The sequence below is a fragment of the Corynebacterium sp. LK2510 genome (assembly GCF_040946405.1).
Taxonomy (GTDB): domain Bacteria; phylum Actinomycetota; class Actinomycetes; order Mycobacteriales; family Mycobacteriaceae; genus Corynebacterium.
On the sequence record NZ_JAYWLR010000036.1, the window covers coordinates 1 to 3,539 of the forward strand.

Here is a 3,539-nt window from a genome sequence, read left to right on the forward strand (position 1 = left end):
AGGGCTTATAGTAATCCGGCTCGCGTTAAATGTAAGATTCCTGGCAACCTTTAAAAGATAGGGCTCGGTTAATGCAAATATCTAATATTTATCTCGCCTACGTCAAACGCTTCTTTCTAGACAAGCCTGATACAGCAATCCAGGTTCTTGCAGGTGCTAGTTTTGATGAGCAAGAGATTCTCGAGTGGATTGAAGAAGGTAAAAAAGTAGACCATGACATTTGGTACGAGGAAATTCCGATAGAGAATGCTCCCCATTCTCTCAGTTCGCCGAGTGAGGTATTAGTTTATTTTGATGGGTGTTCTTTTAACGAAGGATGGGAACATGACTTTCAGTGGACGGATCCAGTAGGTCGTAGAGCCCTTATCCCCGAAAAATTTAATGGAGTTGTACGCCCCCGCCCTGAGACAGAAGGAGTGCTACGGGAAGACGGATATGTAGGTAATGATTACTATCTGTGGAGAGTTCCTTGCCCTTGGAAAAGCCGCTACCTTTTAGCTCCGTTTCAGGAAAAGAGTAATGAGTGCGAGTACGAGGGACGTCCGTTTACGGTTTGAGCGTAGTTAAATCGTAAAATCATGATGTAAGAGAAGTGACCTTAACTAGATCAGTTAGTTAAGGTCACTTTTGTTTGTGGTCATGATTTTCATCAAAATAGATCCGATAAGACATAAGAAAAAGGTTAGCCGTGACCCGTTAGCGGAATGTAAAGCTCTGCGTCTACTCTTCTGTCTGCTTTCATCCTTCTCAATTCCATAAAATGCTGGGGAACGTTGTTGCTGACTTCCCCAAGCCACTCGATTTTATCTCCTGATCCATAGTCCAAGTCCCCGGCAAATGGGTCTCCAGCAAGTTTATCCGCCCAACCTTTTACAGCAGTATCTTCCTCCGAAGAGACGCCCCCAGTACTCGGTATTAGGGGCAATTCCATACCAAGATACGCAAGACCTCGCGTAGACATTACTGAAAATACGCAGTAGACGAACCGGGACGTTCTCCAAGCCGCTCTAAGCTCGACAGCCCCAGGAGAAATTAGGTTTTCTTCAGCGAAATATCTCTTCAAAAGAGAATTCATATAGCCCCCGAAAGTTGATACGCTCCACTCAGTATTCATGTTCCACAGTCCACATTTCAATGCGCCAAAATATTGTCTTGCACCATTTCACCGTATTTTACAGCCGAAAAATATCCTCTGGGGTTTGTTTCTCGGATCGTGCTCTGATTCTTATTCTCTCCGAGACAGGTGACACTTGTACAATACGAGTACAGCAGGAGAAGCACCCAGTGCGGTAAATGCGCAGGTGAGGATTATAAGACTGGTTTTAGCTATTTTCATGGTTACCCGACGAGATTAGAAAGGAGAACTTTTTCGCTTAACCAGCGTAGCCTGCCACCAAGCTATAAGCTGACCTAGTAGAACAACTCCTTGTTTCACTCTCATCTAAGGACCGCCAATGAAAGCTCTCTCACGCAAACTACTTGCTTTCGTCTCAGCAAGCTTATTAATCAGTACCACTCCCGGTACTGCAGTCGCGCAATCATCTTTTTCTGATTCATTATCGTCATCCCTGTCACAGGATACTTTTCCTGCTGATCCTAGTGAAAATACCGTAGAGGCAATCGACAATAAGGAAACGTCAGATGAATACCCCACTCCAGTACTGCCAGAGTGGACTAAGGGGGCCTCGTCTGAAATTGTAGAAACTGAACTTTCACCAGAAGAGGTCTCCGAGTGGACTCCGACGAAGTCTCCTAAATCTACTGTACGCCCTGGAGAAATGCGTAGCGATAGGGAAGAAATACCGGGTGATTTCACCAAAGAAGAGGCGGATCTTGCAGAAACAAAAGAAGCACAGCTGCAAGAAGAAGACAATCCGACCCTAAATTCTGCCCCAGGTTGCAAAGTTTACTGGCCTTCTCCTTTTGAAGTATGCGGTGCAATCCGGGAACTTTATGATTCCGTTGGCGGACCGAAAAGCTTTCTAACGTTTCCTAAAAGCAACGAGCTAACGAATCCTGACGGTATTGGTAAAAGGTCCGAATTCGTCAACGGGTTTATCTATTGGCATCCAAAGACAGGTGCTCATACTGTTAGCATTCCTGCAACCGTCGTGTGGGCAAAGCATGGTTGGGAACGCGGGCACTTCGGGTACCCAATGACTAATGATATCGCTCTCGGAGATAGCTGGTATAAGCAGAAATACCAAGGTGGCTACATCTACACACGAAACTCCATTCCTGCAGTACAAGCAGGAATTCAGGGGCGAATCTATGACAAATGGCAGGACATGGGAGCCCAAAAGAGTACCTTAGGTTTCCCTATCAGCAGCGAAGAAAAAACACCTGACGGGATTGGGCGATACAACCTTTTCCAAAAAGGAATTATGGTTTGGCACCCCAAATTCGGCGCTCACGCTATAACAGGCGATGTACTACTGCAGTGGGTGTATGCAGAAGCAATCGGAGAAGATCAGGGGTATCCCACCGGAGATCCACAAGATTTTCAAGAGGGGTGGAAGCAGCAGTCCTTTGAAAAAGGAAAAATTTATGGTTTCCAGCTAGAAAAGTTTTTCCCAGAGTACCTCCCTGGGGCAGGGCTCGAGCAAGATACACCTACCCTACAGGGCAGCGGACCTGCTGGAGGCAATGACTACACCGATGAACTTCTTCTGGAGACTAGGGATATGTGTGGTGAGCCCATACTCCTGCGACGTGGATGGTTTAACACGACGGACAAATATCCATGGGGATACGACAAAATTGTTCATAAACACAACATTTGGAGTTTGTGGTCTATAAAAACCGTGCTTAATAACTCTTGTGTACGAGAGGTTCAGGGCCCTTCTATGAAATATGAAGAAGATGTTTATCAAGTCAAATGCTCTGATCCGGTAGGAGCAGTTTGCCGGCTCACTGGTGAATCTTTTACATACCGTGCGATTGTTGAGCCGAAACCTCGTGGAAACGCTTCAGAGCCACGCGGAATTACTACTATGTATCCCGTTCACAATACTGGTACTCACGGAATGAGCGACAAGGCCCCCAGCTGGTTTAGTACAGATATTCCCACTTTGGATTTATGGAAATGGCAGTAACCCCAGAGCGTCATTTTGATTTAAAGACTGCTGCATTTTGTTTGGCGGAAATCCTTAATAAGGATGCTTTGAGTGAAAATAAGTTTAGGGGTGAAGCCGCCACATCATTGCCAAGGTTCCATGGCGCCGCTGCTTGGATTAATACCTTCTTATACATTATTTTGAAAGTAGAAACACCTAACGGTACAGCCTTTGTGGGGTTTGAAGCCATCTTCCACCCTGAGGGAACTTTTCGAGAATACTCGGTTGAGTATGAAAATGTCCACGACTTATGGGCATACGAAATTGCTGGTGAACCATTTCTTAAAGAACTCGATTTTGAGGATCCAAACCGTATCACTTGGTTGAAAACAGATAGGAAAAGTTTCGTTCCTTCTACATGGAACGACTTGCTCGATTTTAATGATGCTTCGAATCAAATATGGATGCAGGATTAAAGGATTT

General features: G+C 45.3%; 4 protein-coding genes. 3 read left to right on the top strand and 1 reads right to left on the bottom strand.

Going from position 1 to position 3,539, the window contains the following annotated elements:
* The first annotated feature begins 71 nt into the window (after positions 1-71).
* Positions 72-557, top strand: coding sequence for a hypothetical protein (locus VVR41_RS10570; RefSeq protein ID WP_368524737.1), 486 nt, complete (start codon positions 72-74; stop codon positions 555-557).
* A gap of 125 nt (positions 558-682) precedes the next feature.
* On the opposite strand, the gene VVR41_RS10575 is transcribed toward VVR41_RS10570, so the two are convergent.
* Positions 683-1,114 (bottom strand): hypothetical protein, encoded by a 432-nt coding sequence (locus VVR41_RS10575; RefSeq protein WP_368524738.1) that lies wholly within the window; start codon positions 1,112-1,114, stop codon positions 683-685.
* Between the two features lie 340 nt (positions 1,115-1,454).
* Between VVR41_RS10575 and VVR41_RS10580 the strand changes: the two genes are divergently transcribed.
* On the top strand, positions 1,455-3,095 hold the full coding sequence (locus VVR41_RS10580; protein ID WP_368524739.1) for an LGFP repeat-containing protein: 1,641 nt from the start codon (positions 1,455-1,457) through the stop codon (positions 3,093-3,095).
* Complete coding sequence (locus VVR41_RS10585) at positions 3,080-3,532, top strand: hypothetical protein (protein ID WP_035104384.1); 453 nt, start codon at positions 3,080-3,082, stop codon at positions 3,530-3,532. Before VVR41_RS10580 ends, VVR41_RS10585 begins: the two co-directional genes overlap by 16 nt.
* Positions 3,533-3,539 lie beyond the last annotated feature (7 nt).

What these genes read in the sequence shown, in the direction of transcription:
- VVR41_RS10570 (WP_368524737.1), top strand. Translation starts at nt 72, where the DNA reads ATGCAAATATCTAATATTTATCTCGCCTACGTCAAACGCTTCTTTCTA.
- VVR41_RS10575 (WP_368524738.1), bottom strand. Translation starts at nt 1,114, where the DNA reads ATGAATACTGAGTGGAGCGTATCAACTTTCGGGGGCTATATGAATTCT.
- VVR41_RS10580 (WP_368524739.1), top strand. Translation starts at nt 1,455, where the DNA reads ATGAAAGCTCTCTCACGCAAACTACTTGCTTTCGTCTCAGCAAGCTTA.
- VVR41_RS10585 (WP_035104384.1), top strand. Translation starts at nt 3,080, where the DNA reads ATGGAAATGGCAGTAACCCCAGAGCGTCATTTTGATTTAAAGACTGCT.